The organism is Winogradskyella sp. A3E31 (genome assembly GCF_046720935.1).
Taxonomy (GTDB): Bacteria; Bacteroidota; Bacteroidia; order Flavobacteriales; family Flavobacteriaceae; genus Winogradskyella.
Genome location: NZ_JBHNWH010000006.1, coordinates 151680 through 169921 on the forward strand (window position 1 = coordinate 151680; position 18242 = coordinate 169921).

The following is an 18242-nucleotide window of genomic DNA, read 5'->3' on the forward strand; positions in this document are numbered from 1 at the left end:
GAGGCTTATAAAATTACTAGTTAGACAATTCTACAAATACTGGCGATACCGTCGGTAACTTGTAGCTTGAATTGTTAGTAATCTTAGCTTTAATATCAAAGAATTGAATTCCATCTCCTCTTCGTGCGCTTCTCAATGCATTCTTAGCTTGGGCGTTTAATCGTGTACCAGACACTCTAACAGTAGGTTGTCCAGGAACTTTCATCTTAAACTCAGTGACTTCAATTGGTAAGTCAAAATCAAAATCTTCTAACTTAGCACCAAGACGTCCAATCTCCACACTATTACGCGGTAATTTCACTGTACCATCTTGTCCACTGAATGTACCAGTAGGTTTAGGAATGTTCTTAATTCTAAATGTTTTGCTATCTCTTACTGCAGAACCATCATCTAAAGTAGCTGTAACGTTAATGGTTACTTCTCTACCAGAGCCAGGATTCATTAAGTATTTACCAGTTCCGTTTCCTCTTCTAAGACCAGCTGCAGAAGCATTTACTTTGTTATCTGGTACACCAGCAAATGAAATAGTCATTGGGTTAGTTACACCACGATAAACAACGTTCATCTTGTCAGCTGAAATTGTTGCAGAATTTGGTCTTGGAACTACTACGTAACGTCCGTTAAAGTCAATCGGTAAATCTTTACCATCTTCTTTAAACGTAAACTGACCATTAACATCGTGCTCACCAACATTACCAACGACAAACTCTATACGAGCTGCACCAGTTGAGTCAATAGCTTCTTCTCTAGAAAGATCAATACTATTACCTTCAACAGATAATGCTGTTGGAGTTACATTTGCATATTTACCAAGAACCACACGACCAGTAAATTTCTCTCCAGCAAAAAATGCATTTTTGTCTGGGATTACAATCGCTGTATAATTCTTTAATGATACGGCTTCATCTAAAGTGTTACCTAAAAATAGGTTAAACATATTAGTTTCAGTCAGTTTCACATCATTCTGCATTGCAGTCAATTTAGTATACGATGCAATTGCCGGGAATCCTTGGTAGTGGTAATCTAACCACTGTAATTTTTTACCGTCATTGTTTTCTACCGGTGTTGTATCAAAACGATCTTCAAAATCCTCGATTGCTGATTGGTATTTTACATCATTACCAAGAATTTCTTTAATGTCTGACTTGTACTTTTCAATACGAGCCATAACTTTATCTCCTTCTTTTGTTAAACGGTCTCCCGTAAACCAAGCTTCATCTAGGATATCAGTCTTGTCCATAGCTTCAAAAGGTAATTTACCAGTATCAGGGTCAACTTCATATTTACCTTCTTTCAATAAGAAGCTTTTAAGAGACTCTATATAATTGTAAAAATCTTGTGAAACTAGCGTAATTTGATTTGCCTTTTCTGCAGCTAATTTAAATTCTTCTGGTTTTTCGGCCGCCTTAGTTTCTAAATTAGCCAACATACCTGCATTATTCTCAGTTGCAGCTTCGTTATTATTCTCGAATTTTATATCCATCAGACCAAACGCTGACAGTACTTCTTTAGACATATTCATTGCCATCATAGCAATAAATACTAAGTACATCAGGTTGATCATTTTTTGCCTTGCATTAGGTTTTCCTCCTGCCATAATAATTAGTTTTTAGGGTTAATTAATGATTTGGTTATAAAAACTAATTAGCTTTTGTTCATTGCAGAAAGCATTCCGCCATATACACCGTTTAAAGATGATAAGTTAGAGGCTAATGATTGCATTTGCTCTTTCAACTTAGTTGCATTTTCAGCAGCTTCTTCGTTGATCGTTGCCTGACGGTTTACACTTTCTAATTGAACTTTGTATAAACTGTTTAAAGACTCCATCTGGGCAGCGGCTAAAGACAACTCTTCTCCATACTTTTTAGTAGCAGCCATAGACTCCATTGTAGGATTTAAATTCTTAGCAGCTCCTTCGAAGTTTTTAATACTATCTCCAAGGCTAGCCATAAGCTCACCGTCAATTTTAGCCTCTTTAAGAAGGCTATCTAATTTTTTAGACAATTGCGCTTCAGCTTCTTCTGGAGTTTGATTCTTCTTGCGGTTTTGGGCTGCTCCTCCATCCAATTCAGGATATACTAGAGACCAGTCTAAATCGTCTTGTTGCTTTTCGAAAGCAGAATATGTAAATACTAATGCTTCCACAATCATACCGATCGTTAAAATTTCTGAACCGAACGGCCAGTGTTGGATTTTAAATAATGCTCCAACAATTACAATTGCAGCTCCTAATCCGTAGATCATGTTTGTTAACGTAAGTTTGCCTTTTTGTGCCATAATTTTTAGGTGTTAAGTTTTAAGTGCAGACCACTTAAAGTAGGTTTAATTTTAGTTTAAATTGGTTTGTTTAATTTTATTTTTGTGCGTTTTTTGTCACTTCAGTACCCATATAATCTTGTACCGTTCTAAATCCGATATAACTTCTAGCGGAATCTGAATATTCGTAATCTCTAGAACTCACTTGTAAGAAGTAAGCAACATCTTTCCAAGAACCTCCACGGACTACTTTACGTTCGTTATCCATATCATTTACCGCAGGGTTTATACTAGACATATACTCATAAGATGATGTGTCGTAAGAGCCATTGACCCATTCTGAAACATTACCTGCCATATTGTATAAGTTAAAATCGTTAGGTTCGTATGCATCTGCTTCTACTGTATAAAGTGCTTGGTCAGCTGCATAATCACCACGTAATGGTTTAAAGTTTGCCATAAAACAACCTCTATCATTTTTGGTGTAATAACCACCCCATGGGAAAGTTGCTCCTTGTAAGCCTCCACGAGCGGCATATTCCCACTCAGCTTCATTTGGTAAGCGGTAAATATTTACCGGTTGCTTTCCTTTGCTTTTTTGATATCCGTTGTGGTAAATCGTTCTCCACTGGCAAAATGCTCTTGCCTGGTCCCAAGATACACCTACAACAGGATAATCCCCATAGGCATCGTGCCAAAAGTAATCGTTGTGCATAGGCTCATTATATGAGTATGCAAAATCACGAATCCAAGCTGTTGTATCTGGATATACTTCTATTTCTCTTTGACTGATAACATCCGAGCGTTTTAAGGTTCTGTCCTTAGCCGCTGCTTGAATATCCATTTCAGTATATTGAAATTTAAATTGAGAAACGTCCCAAGTACGTTGTCCGTTATAGGATTCTTCTAATGGTAAATACATACCATCCATAACCTCTGCATATAATTCATCAGGGAATTCAGCAGTATCAAATATCAGTTCAACATCCCTGTTTATTTTACGCTGATCGTTACCGTACGTATTAATCATATAACTTTCGTAGGCATTTAGATTTGCTGGATCCGCATCTAAATAGGCAAATTCACCTATATCGCCATTGCCTGCAGTTTTACCTTCTAAATCGGCAAGTTCCGCCAACTTAAGTCTTAAGATAGAATCTCTTACCCAATGAACAAACTGGCGGTACTCACTATTTGTGATTTCCGTTTCGTCCATGTAGAAAGCCCTTACTGTAGCTGTCTTTGTTGGTGCGTCTTGTACACCAGCAATATCATCATCCGATTTACCCATTATGAATGCTCCACCTGGGACAAGTGTCATTCCATAGGGTTTTTCAGGGTGCCATTTTTTACCTTGTACGCCAACTAACTGTCCTTTATCACCAGAATTACAGCTGGCAAGGAAAGCCCCTAAAGTGGCTAGTAAAATAAGCTTTTTAATTTTCATAAACTATAGGTTAAATTAGTATAATCCATTATTTGAGTTGGTAAACATATTTATATATTTTCTAAAAAACAACTTTTTACAAACTTTTTTTGCATTTCATCCTAAAAAAAATGCATTTTGTCGATGTTTTTGGGAATTTTCCTCGACGAATGACGTTTTTAGAAGTTGTTTTTTCTGTAGGCTTTATACCATCTATCTGGTGTATTACCTAGCGTTGCACTCACATAATCATCGTGCGTGCATGGTAATAACGTATGCTTCTTTAATTTATTATTAAGATTTGGTAAAAAAGGTATTTCTATCCACCAACGTCCCGTTTTTAGGCTTTTAAGAAAAATAAGTTCCTCATCCTCAATAAGTACATTATATTTTTGATAGGCATTATCATCAGTAAAATCATCGTCTTTTACCCTACAATTCACCCCTTCTATAAAATACCATAACATCTGTGCTATTAGCATAGAAGTTGCCTGATCCTTTTTAGAATACTGATATTCGTATATTCCAAAAGAAGACACCTTATTACTAATACCTGCATATCGTGTTACCGCACAAATCTCTTTTCCTGTTAGTCCGTTAGGTGAATATTTTTGATTGCCATCCACTTCTCCTGCACGTACCACTTTTAAATCCACACTAACAATATTAGCATCCCGCATCACCGGTTCTACTAAATTAATGTCTGAAGACACTTCACCCAAACGATAAGCTTCAAAATAAAGCTTCTCCATAAGGTCTATTTCTTCTTGTGAATTGAAATACGTCTGAAAACCAATAGTTGAATAATTAAATAGATTATAAGGTTCTTCTAAAATAACCTTACCTAAATAACTATTATTCTTAATAGGAAGCGATGCATCACCCAAATCAAAATTTGTATCTACATTAACAATATTAACCATTGGCTGCAAACTATCATACGCTCGGTAATTGCAATAGGTTAAATCTTGACTTCCACCTATAATAATAGGAATGATATTTTTTTCAACTAAAACTTCAATCGTAGTACGTAATGCAAAATAGGTGTCCTCTACCGTTTCTCCTGGTTTAATATCACCGAGGTCAGCTATGGTTGTGTGCCAATTTCCAGGGAACAGTCCATACAAGGCCACACGAATATTATCGAAGTTAAGTTCATTACCAATAAAGTTGACATCATTCCGGTTTTCTTGTACTCCAATTATTGCTAACTGTATATCATCCAAATCTGGTATACCGTTTTGCTCCGAATGCATGTTTATTTTTTTACCGAGTGTTTGTTCTGCCAGCAGTTCGTTATGTGCTAATACTGAGTCTGAAACAGGCGATAAAAAATTAAAGTTCATTGGTTATTTCTTTTTTGCAGTGGATTTTCGTTTTGTCGTTTTCTTTTTGGCAGCTTTTTTCTTAGGAGCATTTTTTTCGAGAATGGCTTTTGCCTCTTCTAAAGTCATATCCGAAACATCAACAGTCTTTGCCAATTCAACTTTTTGTTTTCCTTTAATGACATTGTGTCGACCCCAACGGGCTTTTTCAACCCTAATACCTTCTTCTTCCCAATTGTGGATTAACTTATCTTTTTCTTTTTGGATTTTATCTTCAATCAAAGTTATGATATCATCTTCAGATAAATTATCCCAATCGTATTTTTTATTGACATTGATAAACATGTTGTTCCATTTTATAAATGGTCCAAACCGTCCTTTACCTTTTGTTACATCTTCTCCTTTATATGTATATATAGGAGCGTCTGCTTTTTCCTTCTCCTTAATATACTCTAATGCCTCATCATATTCTACACTTAAAGGATCTACTCCTTTTGGTAAAGACACAAACTTTTTGCCATAACGCACATAAGGACCGTAACGTCCATTGTTTACTTCAACCTCTTCATCATTATAATGACCCAAAGACTTTGGGAGTTTAAACAAGTCCATTGCCTCTTCATAGGTGATGGAATTCAGTTGCTGGTCTGGAGATAAACTAGCAAACTTCGGTTTTTCTTCCTCGTCCACTGTTCCAATTTGTACCATTGGTCCAAATTTACCTAATCGCACACTGACTTGGCGGCCTGTTTTAGGGTCGGTACCTAAAACGCGTTCTCCTGATTCTCGTTCAGCATTTTCTTTTACATCTTCAACTTGTGGATGAAACCCTTTATAGAAATCTTTCATCATGGCTTTCCAATCCTCTTTGCCTTCCGCAATATCGTCAAAGCTTTCTTCGACCTTAGCCGTAAAATTGTAATCCAAGATGCTTTCAAAATGATTCACCAAAAAGTCTGTAACAATCATGCCGATGTCCGTTGGCACCAACTTGCCTTTATCCGAACCTGTTTTTTCACTTAGGTTCTTTTCTTTAACAGCATTATTTTCTAGAACCAACTGTGTGTACTTTCTAAGTTCTCCTTCGTTCGACCCTTTTTCAATATAATTTCTGTTCTGGATTGTTGAGATGGTAGGTGCATAGGTAGATGGTCGTCCAATACCTAATTCCTCCAATTGCTTAACCAACGACGCTTCAGTAAAGCGTGCTGGTGGGCGCGTAAATCTTTGAGTGGCTGTTATATATTGATTTTGAAGTGACTCCCCTACTTTTAAATCCGGTAAAATTCCATCTTGTTCTGTGTCTTCATCATCAGTACCTTCTAAATACACTTTTAAAAACCCATCAAACGTTATGATTTCTCCGCTCGCAGTAAAACGCTCCTCTAATTTAGACGAACTGTTTATTTCAATTTTTAAATTGGTGCGTTCTAATTTTGCATCACTCATTTGAGATGCAATCGCACGTTTCCATATTAAATCGTACAATCGTGACTGGTCGCGTTCTGCTGAAACGGTATGGTTAGAAAAATCAGTTGGACGAATAGCCTCATGAGCTTCTTGGGCTCCTTTTGACTTACCTTTATAATTTCTTGGTTTACTATATTGACTACCGTAAGCCGAAACAATTTCTTTTTCAGCCCCTTTACGTGCTTCGTTAGATAGATTAACACTATCCGTTCTCATATACGTAATAAGCCCCGATTCGTATAAACGCTGAGCATTGCTCATCGTTCTACTTACCGAAAACCCTAATTTTCGGGATGCTTCTTGCTGTAAAGTTGAAGTCGTAAACGGCGCAGCAGGTGATTTTTTTGCTGGCTTTTTCTCTAAGTCTGAAACTTTGTAAGCAGCATTAATATTTTTATTCAGAAAGTCTTTAGCTTCAGCCTCAGAATCAAAATTCTTTGGCAACTTGGCTTTAAACGATTGACCATCTTCATTAGAAAACTCAGCATCAACCCTGTAAGAAGCCTGTGCTTCGAAATTTTCAATATCCCTTTCGCGTTCTACTATTAAACGCACCGAAACAGATTGTACTCGACCTGCAGAAAGACCTCCCTTTACTTTTCTCCATAAAACAGGCGACAATTCATAACCTACTATTCTATCTAAAACACGACGTGCTTGTTGTGCATCTACCAAATTGTAATCAATACTCCTTGGGTTTTCAATTGCTTTCTCAATAGCACTCTTTGTAATTTCATGAAAAACAATACGCTTTGTTTTTTCTTTATCTAATTTTAAGGTCTCTGCCAAATGCCACGCAATAGCTTCTCCTTCTCGATCCTCATCACTAGCCAACCATACTGTTTCTGCTTTTTTAGCAAGATCCCTTAATTTTTTTACAACATCCTTTTTGTCTTTGGACACTTGATATTTGGGATCAAAATCTCCTTCTACATCAACTCCCAACTCCTTAGAGGGTAAGTCTGCAATGTGGCCGTAACTGGACTCTACCTTATAGTCTTTTCCTAAAAATTTCTCTATGGTTTTGGCCTTTGCTGGCGACTCTACTATGACAAGGTTCTTCGACATTTTTCGTTTTTTATGGCTACAAATGTATGCGAAAATTAATTTACAATCCTAATATGAATTTAATTACAACTCTTTCTAATAGGTTTAAATAAGCATTTTATAATTAAAAAAGCCTTACAAAAATGTAAGGCCGATTTAAGATTTATAAACTCTTTTTTGATCTTAATTGAGGTTGAAGGTACTTATTAATTCTATGGATCCGTTAGCATATTCATACTGATATATAATATTGTCACCAATCATTAACAAAGACTCATTTAACGGAATAACATCCAATGCCTCAATATTTGAGAACGTTTGCATCAATTGAATATCCAACGGATTTGTTTTATCAAAAACCTTTAATCCGGATGTGCCATCACAAACAAATAGATTTTCACCTTTAAATCCTAACCCATAAGGATTGTCTAAGCTATAAGTGGCTATTAGCGTAGGCTGGCTTTTATCGCTAATATCAATGACTTCTAATACACTTTCCTCTACACCACAATCGTTACCCCCTCTTAAGGTTAAATAAGCGTAATCTCCATCCACAACAACGGGGTCGCATCCTTCCCAATGTGTAAATTCAGAAACATAGCTAGGACTTTCTGCATTCTCAAGGCTGTATATATACATTCCGTTTGTACCACCTAAATACAAATGATTATCTGCTTGGAACATTGTTTCTATATTCCACCCGGCATATTGTGTATTTGTCAACGTTGGTTGTGCCAAATCTGAAATATTGAATATCGACATCTCATAATTACCTACAGTGTATAAAAAATCATTTACAATCTGAAAACGAGCCAAAGAGCCACCAGTACCAACTGAATTACCAGACTCACTTGCAGTATCAAACGTGTCTATAAAAATATCTATATTTTCATCTTCTTTGATCCTTTGCTCAACTGTCCACCCAACAATGACATTATCCTCTAAGTCTTCATAATTAAAGTCTGCATACTCCGTACTAGCTGGAATCTGATAATCATAAACAGAAAACACATCCTCTAAACGTTCAACAAACTGTATGTTATTAATGTCCGATATATCAAACACGACTAAATCAATAGAGCTATCGGCATAGAGGTAATCATTTTTAATAGAAATATCTTCATTTCCAGGGATTTTTAAATATGCTAAAGATTGAGGTGAGGCTGGATTAGAATTGTCTATAACATGAATCCCTTTAAAAGCATCATTAACAAAAATATAATTCTCGTAAACATAAATTTTACCTGCCTGCTCAATTGGCTGTGGTGTAGAAATGTCTATACTTGCCCTGAATTCAGATTTTGATTGCAGTTCTGGGATGGCAATGTTAACCATTTCCTGTTGCACATCATCGTCATTACATGAAAAAAGAAAGGCAACAATGAGAAGGGCGATTATTTTTTTCATAATAAATTGATTGATAGTTATAGTATTATAGATGCAATGAATATAAAATGGTTGCTTCAAAATACAGATTATTTTATGTTAAAAAAACACTAGACGAGGGCTTAAAACAATACTGCCACTTTGTCACAAAGCCATAAATATTTGTATCTTTGCACGCTAATTGACAGTAAACATATTAAGTTAACCCATTGTGGATTTTGATGGTAAAAATTTGTTTTTGCTTCAGTTCGAGTGATTTTGAGGAACGAAAAATCGTATCGAGAACTAATTAGCATTTAAAATTCTGCTTCTCGATACAAATTTTTCTCATTTCAATCGAAAAATTCACTCGAAGTGACGAATTTTGTCAAAATGCACAACGGATTAAGTGACTATTAAAAGATTCTTGTTAACTCAAGAAATGACTATGGAAAAGATAATTGACGAAAATAAACAAGGCGAAAGTCTTGTACTAGAAGCTAAAGAGGGAAACAGCCGTAAATTGTTTATCGAAAGTTACGGTTGCCAAATGAACTTTAGCGACAGTGAGATTGTAGCTTCTATACTATCTAAAGAAGGCTTTAATACCACCCAAAATCTTGAGGATGCTGATTTGGTTCTGGTAAATACCTGCTCAATAAGAGATAAAGCAGAACAGACCGTTCGCAAACGCCTTGAAAAATATAACGCCGTTAAAAAAGTCAATCCCAAAATGAAGATTGGCGTTTTAGGCTGTATGGCCGAACGGCTAAAAAGCAAATTCCTCGAGGAAGAAAAAATGGTCGATTTGGTTGTTGGCCCTGATGCCTATAAAGACTTACCAAACCTCATAAGCGAAGTCGATGAAGGACGAAATGCCGTTAACGTTATTCTGTCTAAAGAAGAAACGTATGGTGACATCTCCCCTGTTCGACTAAACACCAACGGAGTTACGGCTTTTGTTTCCATCACCCGAGGTTGCGATAATATGTGTACTTTTTGTGTGGTACCATTCACCAGAGGACGTGAACGTAGTAGAGATCCGCAATCTGTGATTGAAGAAGTCAACGATTTAGCAGAAAAAGGGTACAAAGAAGTAACCTTGTTAGGTCAAAATGTAGACAGTTATTTGTGGTATGGTGGCGGACTTAAAAAAGATTTTGAAAAGGCAAGTGACTTGCAAAAAGCGACAGCGGTAAACTTTTCTAATCTTTTAGAGTTATGTGCTAAAGCACAACCAAAAATGCGATTTAGATTTGCTACATCTAATCCCCAAGATATGACCATGGATGTTATAGATGTTATGGCTAAATACCAGAACATTTGCAATTATATTCATTTACCTGTACAGAGTGGTAGTGACCGTATCTTAAAAGAGATGAATCGTCTACATACCCGTGAAGAATATTTTGCATTAATCGACAACATTAGAAAACGCATCCCAGACTGTGCTATTAGTCAGGATATGATTGTTGGTTTCCCAACAGAAACTGAAGAAGATCATAAGGATACGCTAAGCCTTATGGAATATGTAAAGTACGATTTTGGATTTATGTTCGCTTATTCCGAAAGACCCGGAACCTTAGCGGGCCGTAAAATGGAAGACGATGTGCCGATGGCTATAAAAAAGAGACGTTTGTCTGAAATCATTAACCTACAACAAGAGCATAGTCACTATAGAACGAAACAATTTGTAGGTAAAACAGTAGAAATTTTAATTGAAAAAGAATCTAAAAAGTCAGATCAGCATTGGTCTGGTCGTAATTCTCAAAACACAGTGGCAGTATTCCCTAAAGAACAGTATAAGGTTGGAGATTTTGTCAATGTAAAGATTAACGATTGTACTTCAGCTACACTAATTGGTGAAGCTGTAGGGTACTCAGATAATAATTGAATTGTCATTCCCGCAAAAGCGGGAATCTCATAATAGTAAAAATATTAAATTAAAGATTTCTGCCTGCGCAGGAAGTAAATATGGAATCAGTACAAGCTATAAAACAACGTTTTGGGATTATCGGTAATGATACAAAACTGAATCGTTCCATAGAAAAAGCCATCCAGGTTGCCCCAACGGATATTTCTATATTGGTGACTGGAGAAAGTGGTGTTGGTAAGGAGAGTATTCCTAAAATAATTCACCAATTATCACACCGTAAGCATGGCAAGTATATTGCTGTTAACTGTGGAGCTATACCAGAAGGTACCATTGACAGTGAACTTTTTGGACACGAAAAAGGAGCTTTTACTGGAGCGACGCAAACCCGTTCAGGATATTTTGAAGTGGCCGATGGAGGTACCATCTTTTTAGATGAAGTTGGGGAACTTCCACTAACCACACAAGTACGTTTACTGCGTGTTTTAGAAAATGGTGAGTTTATAAAAGTTGGTTCTAGTAAAGTGCAAAAAACGGATGTTAGAATTGTGGCTGCAACAAATGTTAATATGTTTGAAGCCATTAAAAAGGAAAAGTTTCGAGAAGATTTATATTACAGATTAAGTACCATTGAAATTCACCTTCCTCCTTTAAGAGATAGAAAAGAAGATATCCATTTATTGTTCAGAAAGTTTGCCAGTGATTTTGCTTCAAAGTATAAAATGCCTACTGTAAAATTAACAGACAGTGCTGTACAATCCTTATTAAAATACCGCTGGAATGGTAATATTCGGCAGTTACGAAATGTTGCAGAACAGGTTTCTGTCTTAGAGCAAAACAGAACAATAGATGCTTCAACACTACAAAATTATTTACCAAATGCCGGAAGTAATCTCCCTGCTGTAATAAGGCCATCTGGCAAATCTGAAAGTGATTTTAGCAATGAGCGAGAGATTTTATACAAAGTGCTCTTTGATATGAAAAATGACTTGAACGATCTTAAGAAGTTGACTTTGAAACTGATGAAAAATGACTCATCTTCAGACGTTCAGAAAGAAAACGAAGGGCTGATTCAGAAAATATATGGTGATGATGAAGGAGCGTCTGATTATAATGAAACCATTGAGGATTTAGAAGTGCTTTCAATTCCTTCACATGAGGAATCCGCTCCAGAACAGCCAAAAGACAAAAATGACAAGTACCATTTTGCTGAGGAAATTGAAGAAGAGGAAACATTATCACTTCAGGATAAAGAACTAGAATTAATCAAAAAATCCTTAGAGCGTCATAATGGAAAACGTAAATTAGCGGCAGCAGAGTTAGGCATAAGCGAACGAACACTTTACAGAAAAATTAAGCAATATGATTTGTAATACTGCGTTCACAACTGAAAAATAAACTATGAGATTTTCAAAATATTTTAGTGCCATCTTATTAAGTGTTTTACTTATGGGGTGCGGTGTTTATTCTTTTACAGGAATAACAACTAATGCTAACTCGTTTCAAGTAAATTTCTTTCAAAACAATGCCCCGCTTATTGAGCCAGGTCTAGATATACAGTTTACAAACACCTTACAAGACCTTATCCAAAACCAAACAAGTTTAGAGTTGGTCAATTCTGGCGGCGATATTATTTACGAAGGAGAAATTGTAGAGTATCGCATTTCTCCGACAACAGCCACCTCAGATAACCGTGCTGCCCAAAACAGATTGACCATCGGAGTCAATGTCCGTTATTTTGATAATCTCGATGAAGAGAAAAATTTTGAACAACGCTTTTCATTTTTTTATGACTACCCTGCAGCTTCACAGCTAATTGGTGGCACAAAAGACACAGCGTTTGAAGAGATTTTAGACCGTATAACCCAAGATATTTTAAATGCCTCATTAGCAGATTGGTAAAATGCAATTACAAGAGCTCACATATTTATTACAATATCCAGAAACCATCTCTGATGCCCAGACTGAGTTCATTAAAAAAGCTGTTGAAGACTATCCATACTTTCAACCTGCAAGAGCCATTTATCTAAAAGGCTTAAAAAATAAGGAAAGTTATAAGTACAATAATGCTCTAAAAGTTACAGCCGCCTATACTGCTGACCGAAGTATTCTTTTTGACTATATCACTTCAGAAGAGTTTAACCAAAATGCCATTTCTGAAACGATAAAACAGAATTCTGAATATCTTAAATCTATAGTTGTTAATGATGTCAATGACATTTCCATCAATAAAAGTGTTACTATCGACGATGCTCTAAATAAACATATTAAAGATACTGAGCGCGTTTTAGACCCTCGGTTATTTGAAGAGAAACAATCTGACACAGCAAAGGAATCCGTTGAAACTCAAATACAAGAACACCAAGAGGCTAAAAAGCCAGAAGAGCAACTAAAAATCGGAAAACCATTAGAGTTTACAAACACTGAAACTCATTCCTTTTCTGAGTGGTTAAAAATTACAAGTTTTAAACCAATCGATAGAGGTACTCCAGAAACAAAAGAGCCTCAACCCTCTGCACCTTTAGACCAAAAAATTGAAATCATTGATCGTTTTTTAGAAAACAATCCAAAAATAAAACCAACTGTAAATCAACCCAAGCCTAAGCTAGTCAATAATGAGCCTACCGAAGAAAGTCTTATGACAGAGACCTTAGCACGGATTTACCTAGAGCAAAAAAACTATGAAAAGGCAATTCAATCTTATAAAATTTTAAGTTTGAAATATCCAGAAAAAAGTAGTTTCTTTGCAGACCAAATTAAGGCAGTAAAAGAATTAAAAGATAACAATCAAGAACAATGACAAAGTTTACCATATTCTTAATATTAATCGTAATTGTCGCATTTTTATTAGTCGTCGTTATTATGGTGCAAAACCCTAAAGGTGGAGGATTATCCTCTTCGTTTGGTGGCGGTGGCACACAGCAATTAGGTGGAGTAAAGAAAACAGGAGATTTCTTAGACCGCAGTACATGGGTGCTCGCTACAGTATTAATAGTTTTAATATTATTGGCAAACGTTACGATTCCAGGTGCTGGAGGTTCCGCAGAGTCTAAAGCTTTAGATACGGAAGAAACTACTGCTCCAATTACAACGCCACCAGTTAACACTGATGATTCAACAACAGGTACACCTGAATAAGGTTACATTATAATATAAAGAAAAGGTCAACATTTAGTTGGCCTTTTTTTATATCTGAAACTTTGTCAGTTTAAAGGCATTGGCATAATTTTCGAATAACGCTAAAGCGTTAACCCAAAGAGGGTAAAACAATTCTTATTAATTAACTTAAACAATTATAAAATGGCTTTAAACATTAAACCTTTAGCAGATCGCGTTCTTGTAGAACCGATGGAGGCGGAAACCAAAACGGCTTCTGGTATCATTATCCCAGATAATGCAAAAGAAAAACCACAAAAAGGAAATGTCGTTGCAGTAGGTAACGGAAAAAAAGACGAACCTTTAACCGTAAAAGTTGGTGACACAGTACTCTACGGAAAGTACGGTGGTACTGAACTTAAGCTTGAAGGTAAAGATTACCTTATGATGCGTGAAAGTGACATCTTAGCAATTGTCTAAACTGTCATTCCTGCGGATGTGGGAATCTCATCAATCCAAACTAAATTTTCAACAATTAACAATAACATATTCCTGTTCTCACTTCGAGTAGCCTCAGTGACCACACAGGAATGAAAAAAATTATAAAAATGGCAAAAGACATAAAATTTGATATAGATGCAAGAGACGGCCTTAAAAGAGGAGTCGATGCATTAGCAAACGCAGTAAAAGTAACTTTAGGTCCTAAAGGACGTAATGTTATTATCGGAAAATCATTTGGAGCACCACAAGTTACTAAAGATGGTGTTTCTGTAGCAAAAGAAATTGAGCTAGAGGACGAATTGGAAAACATGGGAGCACAAATGGTTAAGGAAGTAGCTTCTAAAACCAATGACTTAGCAGGTGATGGTACAACTACTGCAACTGTTTTAGCTCAAGCTATCGTTAAGGAAGGATTAAAAAACGTTGCTGCTGGTGCAAACCCAATGGATTTAAAACGTGGTATTGATAAAGCAGTTGCGTCTATCGTTAAGGATTTAGACAAACAAGCTCAAAAAGTAGGTAACGATTCTGACAAAATCAAGCAAGTAGCAGCCATCTCTGCCAACAATGACGATGCCATTGGTGAACTAATCGCTCAAGCCTTCGGAAAAGTTGGTAAAGAAGGAGTCATCACTGTAGAGGAAGCAAAAGGATTAGAAACTTATGTTGACGTTGTGGAAGGTATGCAATTCGACAGAGGTTACTTATCTCCATACTTCGTAACGGATTCTGACAAGATGATTGCAGATTTAGAAAATCCATACATTTTATTGTTCGATAAAAAGATTTCAAACCTACAGGAAATACTTCCTATTCTAGAACCTGTAGCACAATCTGGTCGTCCATTATTAATTATTGCAGAGGATGTTGAAGGACAAGCCTTAGCGACATTAGTAGTAAACAAACTACGAGGAGGATTAAAAATTGCTGCTGTTAAAGCACCAGGTTTTGGTGATAGACGTAAAGCGATGTTAGAAGATATTGCTATCCTTACTGGTGGAACTGTAATTTCTGAAGAAAGAGGATTCTCTTTAGAAAATGCTGATCTTTCTATGTTAGGTACTGCAGAAACTGTCACTATCGACAAAGATAACACGACTATCGTAAACGGTGCTGGTAAAGCGTCTGACATCAAAGCTCGTGTCAATCAGATAAAAGCTCAGATCGAGACTACGACATCTGATTATGATAAAGAAAAACTACAAGAGCGCTTAGCTAAACTAGCTGGAGGTGTTGCTGTATTATATGTTGGCGCGGCTTCTGAAGTTGAGATGAAAGAAAAGAAAGACCGTGTTGACGATGCGCTACATGCAACAAGAGCTGCTGTTGAAGAAGGCATTGTTGCCGGAGGTGGTGTCGCTTTTGTAAGAGCTAAGAAAAATCTTGAAAAAATCACTACAGAAAATTTAGATGAAACTACCGGAGTTCAAATTGTTAATAAGGCCATTGAAGCCCCTCTACGAACAATCGTTGAAAATGCTGGTGGTGAAGGTTCTGTAGTTATCAATAAAGTCATTGAAGGTAAGAAAGACTTCGGTTATGATGCTAAGTCTGAATCTTATGTAGATATGCTTAAAGCTGGTATTATAGATCCTAAGAAAGTAACACGTATCGCTTTAGAAAATGCAGCTTCTGTTGCAGGTATGATCTTAACTACCGAATGTGCTTTAGTGGACATTAAAGAAGATGCACCTGCTATGCCTCCAATGGGCGGTGGCGGAATGCCAGGCATGATGTAGTCCGTAGCACGGACAGGCAATATGCTCACTGTTGCGGATAGTGAGAATAACTAATATTTTATAAAAGCCTTTGATGAAAATCAAGGGCTTTTTAATTTGGTTTATACCTAAAATATAAAACCACCTCTTTTGAAGGTGGTACTTTACTATTTTTTCAACACTTAAGGTTTATACTAAATAAACCCATCACAAATTACTTCTTTTTTGGAGAAGTCTGTGGAGCCTTTCTTGCCTGTGATTTAGGCAAAGAAGACTTGCTTTTAGACTTTGTCTGTCCCATAACTTTATTGTTTTAAAAGAACATATTAAAGATAGTTTAAAAGTGAATCCAAGATGTTTTCATTGGCAAATAATTAACTATAACTTCTCTTATTTTTTATAAACCACCTTCCCATCAAAAATGGTCATGACGACTTCAGTTTCTAAAACATTATTCTCATCGACAGTCATTAGGTCTTGGTTATAAATAGTAAAGTCAGCTAACTTCCCCACTTCTATCGACCCTTTAATATCCTCTTCAAATGCACCATAAGCAGCATCCAAAGTGTAGGATTTTAAAGCTTGTGGACGCGTCATTTTCTGCTCAGGTTCATAGCCTCCTTCTGGAGTGCCTTTTAAGGTTTTTCTACTGATACTGGCATAAAAACTCGCAATCGGGTTTATTGGTTCTACTGGCACATCCGTACCATTAACAATCGGTACTCCGCTTTGTAACAAATCTTGCCACATATACGCCCCTTCTTTAATTCGCTTTTCACCTAATCTATCAATTGCCCAAGGGCGATCCGATGACATGTGAACGGCTTGCATCGCGGGAATCACATTCAATTCAGCAAAACGAGGAATATCTTCGGGGTGCAAATGTTGGGCATGTTCAATTCTAAATCTATGGTCTTCAGATTGTTCAGGTAAATCTTTAAACGCCATTTCATAACGGTCTAAAATTTCCCTATTAGCCCTATCACCAATGGCATGTGAACAAACCTGAAAGCCATTTCGTAATCCACTATACGATGTTTCCTTAACGAATTCCATAGGTAAAGTTTCATGCCCATAATGATCTGGTCTATCGGCATAAGGTTCTAAAAGCCACGCTCCACGAGAACCTAAAGCCCCATCACAATTCAACTTTATAGAACGAATAGTAAATCGATGATCTTCATCTACTCTAATACCCTTTTCGTACCATTCATTAATCAATTCTTTATCCCAACCCGTAAGCATCGCATAAATCCGTACATTCATTTTTCCTTTCTCCTGCATCTCATCATAAAGTGCTATGGTTTCTCTTCCAATCCCAGCATCATGAAAACTGGTAATACCATTTCTATGACTAGCGTCTACAGCTAATTGAAACGCTTGTCTGTCGGTTTCAGGTGTATTTTCAGGAATATGTTTTGTTATGATCCCTTGTGCTCTTTCATTAAACACGCCTGTAGGTCGGCCGGCTTCATCTATTATGATTTCACCACCTTCCAATTCAAATTCTGTTAGACCTTCATCAGCCAAAACCGAAAGTCCGGCAATTTCCATCGCCTTGGCATTGGCAAACCCTGCATGTCCACTGGCATGTCTTAAATATACAGGATTATCTGGTGAAACATCACTCAATCTAAAATGCGTCTGAAATCCTTTCACTAAATTATCTGGCAGAGAATCCCATTTACTTTGATGCCAACCGCGACCTGTAATCCACTCTCCGGGTTGTGCGGTTTTAACACGTTCTTCCACAGCATCGATAATGGACTGATAACTTGTGGTATTGAGTAAATCTAAACTCACCTCATTATAGCCTAAGCCCATAAAATGTCCATGACCTTCAATGAGACCAGGTGTCATGGTCTTACCTTCTAAGTCAATCATTTCAGTATTTTCACCCTTATAGTTTTCGGCTTCTTTTAAAGTACCTGTAAAAAGAATGGTATTGTCTTTAACCGCAACAGCTTCCACATTTGGCTGATTGTCATCAACGGTGTAAATAGTGCCGCCATAAATAAGCATACTTGCTTCTTCTTTTGGTTCATTAGAACAGGAGCATAAACAAAGTATTATGGCAATAATTGGGTAGTAAAATGATTTCATAGTGTATTTGAATTTTGAAGGCTTAAGGTAATGCAATTCATTGAAAGGATAAAAATCAATAC

The 18242-nt window shown here is 36.6% G+C and carries 14 protein-coding genes; 7 read left to right on the forward strand and 7 right to left on the reverse strand.

Annotation, left to right across the window (positions count from 1 at the left end; all coding sequences use genetic code 11):
• Window positions 1–16: 16 nt before the first annotated feature.
• The 6 genes from gldM to ACFEMA_RS09150 form a co-directional block, all read right to left on the reverse strand.
• Complete coding sequence (gene gldM, locus ACFEMA_RS09125) at window positions 17–1597, reverse strand: gliding motility protein GldM (protein ID WP_411767835.1); 1581 nt, start codon at window positions 1595–1597, stop codon at window positions 17–19.
• A gap of 47 nt (window positions 1598–1644) precedes the next feature.
• Entirely contained in the window at window positions 1645–2277 is a 633-nt protein-coding gene (gldL, locus tag ACFEMA_RS09130) for a gliding motility protein GldL (RefSeq protein WP_411767836.1), read from the reverse strand.
• Between the two features lie 76 nt (window positions 2278–2353).
• Window positions 2354–3703 carry a gliding motility lipoprotein GldK gene (gene gldK, locus ACFEMA_RS09135; RefSeq protein WP_411767837.1) on the reverse strand — a complete coding sequence of 450 codons (1350 nt, stop codon included), beginning with the start codon at window positions 3701–3703 and terminating at the stop codon, window positions 2354–2356.
• A gap of 158 nt (window positions 3704–3861) precedes the next feature.
• Window positions 3862–5028, reverse strand: a complete 1167-nt coding sequence (locus ACFEMA_RS09140) for a formimidoylglutamase (RefSeq protein ID WP_411767838.1) — start codon at window positions 5026–5028, stop codon at window positions 3862–3864.
• 3 nt (window positions 5029–5031) lie between these two features.
• Window positions 5032–7545: a type I DNA topoisomerase gene (gene topA, locus ACFEMA_RS09145; protein WP_411767839.1), complete on the reverse strand. Its 2514-nt coding sequence runs from the start codon at window positions 7543–7545 to the stop codon at window positions 5032–5034.
• Window positions 7546–7707: 162 nt separating this feature from the next.
• Complete coding sequence (locus ACFEMA_RS09150) at window positions 7708–8931, reverse strand: LVIVD repeat-containing protein (protein ID WP_411767840.1); 1224 nt, start codon at window positions 8929–8931, stop codon at window positions 7708–7710.
• A 406-nt stretch (window positions 8932–9337) separates the two neighbouring features.
• Between ACFEMA_RS09150 and miaB the strand changes: the two genes are divergently transcribed.
• From miaB to groL, 7 genes are all read left to right on the forward strand, one after another.
• Window positions 9338–10783, forward strand: coding sequence for a tRNA (N6-isopentenyl adenosine(37)-C2)-methylthiotransferase MiaB (gene miaB / locus ACFEMA_RS09155; RefSeq protein ID WP_411767841.1), 1446 nt, complete (start codon window positions 9338–9340; stop codon window positions 10781–10783).
• Window positions 10784–10863: 80 nt separating this feature from the next.
• Complete coding sequence (locus tag ACFEMA_RS09160; RefSeq protein ID WP_411767842.1) at window positions 10864–12135, forward strand: sigma-54 interaction domain-containing protein; 1272 nt, start codon at window positions 10864–10866, stop codon at window positions 12133–12135.
• A gap of 28 nt (window positions 12136–12163) precedes the next feature.
• On the forward strand, window positions 12164–12664 hold the full coding sequence (locus ACFEMA_RS09165; protein WP_411767843.1) for an LptE family protein: 501 nt from the start codon (window positions 12164–12166) through the stop codon (window positions 12662–12664).
• A 1-nt stretch (window position 12665) separates the two neighbouring features.
• On the forward strand, window positions 12666–13562 hold the full coding sequence (locus tag ACFEMA_RS09170) for a hypothetical protein (protein ID WP_411767844.1): 897 nt from the start codon (window positions 12666–12668) through the stop codon (window positions 13560–13562).
• The gene (gene secG, locus ACFEMA_RS09175) at window positions 13559–13900 is read left to right on the forward strand and encodes a preprotein translocase subunit SecG (RefSeq protein ID WP_411767845.1); all 342 of its coding nucleotides are present in this window, start codon (window positions 13559–13561) and stop codon (window positions 13898–13900) included. The genes ACFEMA_RS09170 and secG overlap by 4 nt, the downstream gene beginning before the upstream one ends.
• A 162-nt stretch (window positions 13901–14062) precedes the next feature.
• Window positions 14063–14338, forward strand: a complete 276-nt coding sequence (groES, locus tag ACFEMA_RS09180; RefSeq protein ID WP_411767846.1) for a co-chaperone GroES — start codon at window positions 14063–14065, stop codon at window positions 14336–14338.
• A gap of 128 nt (window positions 14339–14466) precedes the next feature.
• A complete protein-coding gene (gene groL, locus ACFEMA_RS09185) occupies window positions 14467–16098 on the forward strand; it encodes a chaperonin GroEL (protein WP_411767926.1) in 1632 nt (543 codons plus the stop codon).
• A gap of 369 nt (window positions 16099–16467) precedes the next feature.
• On the opposite strand, the gene ACFEMA_RS09190 is transcribed toward groL, so the two are convergent.
• Window positions 16468–18180, reverse strand: coding sequence for an amidohydrolase (locus ACFEMA_RS09190; protein WP_411767847.1), 1713 nt, complete (start codon window positions 18178–18180; stop codon window positions 16468–16470).
• Between the last annotated feature and the right edge of the window lie 62 nt (window positions 18181–18242).